The organism is Candidatus Thioglobus sp., assembly GCF_028599055.1.
GTDB lineage: Bacteria > Pseudomonadota > Gammaproteobacteria > PS1 > Pseudothioglobaceae > Thioglobus_A.
The window spans coordinates 1-3,655 of the sequence record NZ_JAQRMS010000120.1; the positions used below are offsets into that span (position 1 = coordinate 1).

Annotated in this window: 1 protein-coding gene and 1 pseudogene; one reads left to right on the forward strand and one right to left on the reverse strand. The window is 38.0% G+C overall.

The features are described 5' to 3' along the window. A partial coding sequence (gene cas9, locus PSN35_RS06605; protein WP_300031163.1) for a type II CRISPR RNA-guided endonuclease Cas9 occupies positions 1 to 2,889 on the reverse strand: 2,889 nt, incomplete at its 3' end. 583 nt (positions 2,890 to 3,472) lie between these two features. Between cas9 and PSN35_RS06610 the strand changes: the two are divergent. Next, positions 3,473 to 3,655: pseudogene (locus tag PSN35_RS06610) on the forward strand (type II toxin-antitoxin system HicB family antitoxin); the annotation flags it as partial.

A 3,655-nucleotide genomic window follows, 5' to 3' on the forward strand; every position in this document is an offset into this window, starting at 1 on the left:
CTGCACCCGATAAAACACGCGTTCGCCATCGTCTTGTTCAATACTAACAGTGTCGTTAATATGTAGTGCCATGATAAATTCCCAATCCTCACCATGATTGGTTTTGATGATGGGTTGTTTGGGCATATTAATACCTTTGGCGCGGTGTGAGGCGAGCATGGTGGTAACAAATTCGCCTTTGATTTTGCCAGTTTTGCTGTTCTTAATAATTTCGACATGATGGGTATTGCCAAAACTCATGTATTTAAAGATTTTACCGGTTTTATCGCGCACACCAAATTTGGTATTTTCTAATTTTTTCTCATTGGTTTTGGATTGCAATACTCTAACGCGTTTAATTGGGTTTTTGCCTAGTTTGAGTAGTGCTAAGTGTTCGGAATTAAAAGCTTCTTTAGGGTTTGGGTAGTTTTCAAAATGCTCCAATACTTTGGTTTTAACCGCTTCATCTACAATACTCATGGCATTTTTAAGAGTGAACTCTGGGCTTAGGGTTTTGCGATACACCAAGCCACCGTGTTTTTTAATATAGCCTGCACCCGTTTCTTCGTGTAAGCTACCGGCAAGTTTGTGCTGTGGTGCATGAGATACAATCGTGTGCTTGAGTCTTTCTTTGAGTTCATCGCGAATGTGGTCATACGGCGGATCGATATTAAGTTTATCTTGCTCAATTTGCCTAACTGCATTTTGATATAAATTGCGCGAGGTGGCAGCAATCACCACTGCATCAATCGCATGATGACGATGATCAGTGCGATCTTTTTTGTTCACTTCACCAATAATACTATTAAAACCCCATTGGTGGCGAATTTGGCTAACCACAAAACCTTTAGTAATGTTTACATCACAACCAAGTTGGCGTACATAATCTTGCGCCAATTTTGACATGTAACGAGTGTCGTTGAGCTGTGAGGAAATAAAATCACGTTTTTGCAAATCAGTCTCTTTGGTATAGAAACGTTTTATTTTGCTGTCGAGAGATTTATCCCAGTGACTAAGAGCTTGGGTAATTTGATTCCATTTGTCATTATCACCACCCCAAGCATCAATCGGGGTTTGATCAGATTTATCACGGTTTTCTTTGGTAAAGCAAATGACTTTATTCATGTAAGAATCGTCGAGTGATTTTTTAAAGGGCAAAATATGATCCACCTCGCATTCGCTGATAAATACTTGGTTGAGTGCAATGGTGTTACCACTATAGGCGCAACGCTGATCTTGATCTTGCCAAAGGCGATAGCGAATTTTGTCATCTCTTGAGGCATATTTTTTGCCTAAATTTAAACCCTTAAAAGCAAGTTGTGCAGCTTCATTGGCTTTTTGATTTTTCTTTTGTCGAAATTCGTTTTCTTTATAGCGCTTGGTATTCATCTCTAGATCACGCGCCATTTCAATGCGAATAATATCAGGCTTACCATATTGTTTGATAATAGCATTAATCAGTCGTCTTAACTCATGCATACCTTTGTTAACAATCGGATTGGAAGTTTCTGGCGGTATACCCAATGTGCCAACAACTTCAATCTCTGTTACTTCATAATCGTAACCTGCTGCTTTGCGAGCATCTGAATAAATCATGCCTTGTTCTAAAAATGGCAAAAGTTTGTTAATGGCTTTGAGCGAGTGGTTAGAATGGCCAGGCTCAAACTCAATCAAACACAGCTTAACAGCGGTTTTTTTGTCAAAATCCCAATGCGTAATCAGTCGAGCTTTAAGCGCTGATTTTTTCTTAATGGTGAATAAATCCTCAAACAAGTCATGCTGCTGTTGATCTGAGTATTTATCCCAAGCATCATCAATGATATTACGGATTTCACCTGCTGTGATATTACCTTTCAGGTTTTTAGCTTCGAGGTTAATTTTAGTAGGTCTGTCTAAACCTAGTTCTTTTTTGAGCATTGTTACAGTGATTTGTGTGTTATGCTCAAACAAACCTTTTAATTTGGATTTTTGCTCATCACTAATACTTATCCATTTTTCTTGCCAACGATCAAAAAATTGTAAATTATTGATATCTTGCAAGTATCTAAATTTTTGCACTTCTAGGCGCGCAACATTAGCGCGACGATGTTTAGGTTCTAGTGAGCATTGGCCAATACGGTCTTTTTTTAACTTGAGAGGTCTTTGATAAAAAATAATGGCCAAAATCCCTTTATTTTTTTGCATAAAATCACTTGGCAAGTGGCTAAAATATTGTGATTGCTGCTTCCAGATTAGCTTAAGTTCATCCTGATACATCTTACGCTCAGTGCGCAAATGCCCACCATCATGTGAACGATTACGCTTAACTTTGCCAGTTTCAAGGTTAAACAGGTATTCACCCAAAGTTCTAGCGCCAGCACCTTTAATAGCTTGATAAACATCAACAATGTCTGCCTTATATTGCCCCTCTTCCTTGTCTTTGGCAGGCTTATCATCAAGATCATTAAGATAATCTAGCGTATCAGGGTCATCGACCAAATCGCCCGCCACTTGTTTTTTAGTGGACAAAAAACCACGCCTTGCAACAAAGTGTAATAATATTCTGCCAAATTCATGAGGCTTTAGCTGTTCATCTAGGCCTTTAGTTCGTAGCTCATAAGGATCTCCAAGTTTGTTAAGAATGATCTCCGGCTGAGTAGAGTTTTGCAACGCTTGCGGTAATAAATCTAAAGATACTAAGTAATTAAGCATACGTTGCTTGCGCTGCGCACGACGCTGAACAACACGCCTACCAAGGCGCATGTTTCGACGTTTTTCATTTTTTGGTGTAGGTATTTTTTCCTCAACTGCTTTGGTAAAGATACGCGAACCCAAATCGATAATTTCAGTGGCTTGTTTATTGTCCTCATTAAGAAGCGCCCAGCCAATAGAGTTACTGCCTAAATCCAGTCCTAAAACTTTTTGTTGCATAATACCTTGCCCTTGTGTAGAATATGTAGTGCAAATTGTAACCGACTATCGCTTAAGAATTTTGCTTTTCATACCAATGAAATTTATTTTTCGTAGGCTCCGCTTTTATGCGACCAAAACCCTCCCAGTGGGGGTTTTTTTGTTTTTGGCATTAGCGTTTAAACACTAAACACTAAAAGCTCAACATTTGACTATTTGGAACATAGAAAACAATGAGCGTAGATTGGATATCGCAGAATACGTAAATTATTGTGAAAAGTTGAATATTGATCCAATCATTGGAATTAACATAATCAGAGAAAAGGTTTGAGTGTTTTTTAAGATACACTTTTTATACCCACCAAATGGTATAGAATAATTCCATGAGCAAACATGAAAAGCTGTTATTACAAATGCGTAATAATCCTATAGATTTCAGGTTGCTGAGAAAGTTGTTAAAGGGCTATGGTTATGAATGTATCAACACGGGTGGTAGTCATTATGTATTTCGTAAGCAATACTGCATGAGTATTACCATTCCTTTTAAGAGGCCTATCAAAGTGATTTATATAAAAAAAGTGATCAAAATATTGGAGAATCAGTCATGATTAAAGACAAAGCGTATTATTTAGCGATTAATTACGATATTATCGTTAGTAAACTTAGCGAAAAAGAGGGTGGTGGACACCTAGCTTACTATCAAGATATTGAAGGCATCATGGGTGATGGCGAGAGTAAAGAGCAAGCGGTTAAAGATGTTAAAAGCGCCTTTTCTGCTTATGTGGAT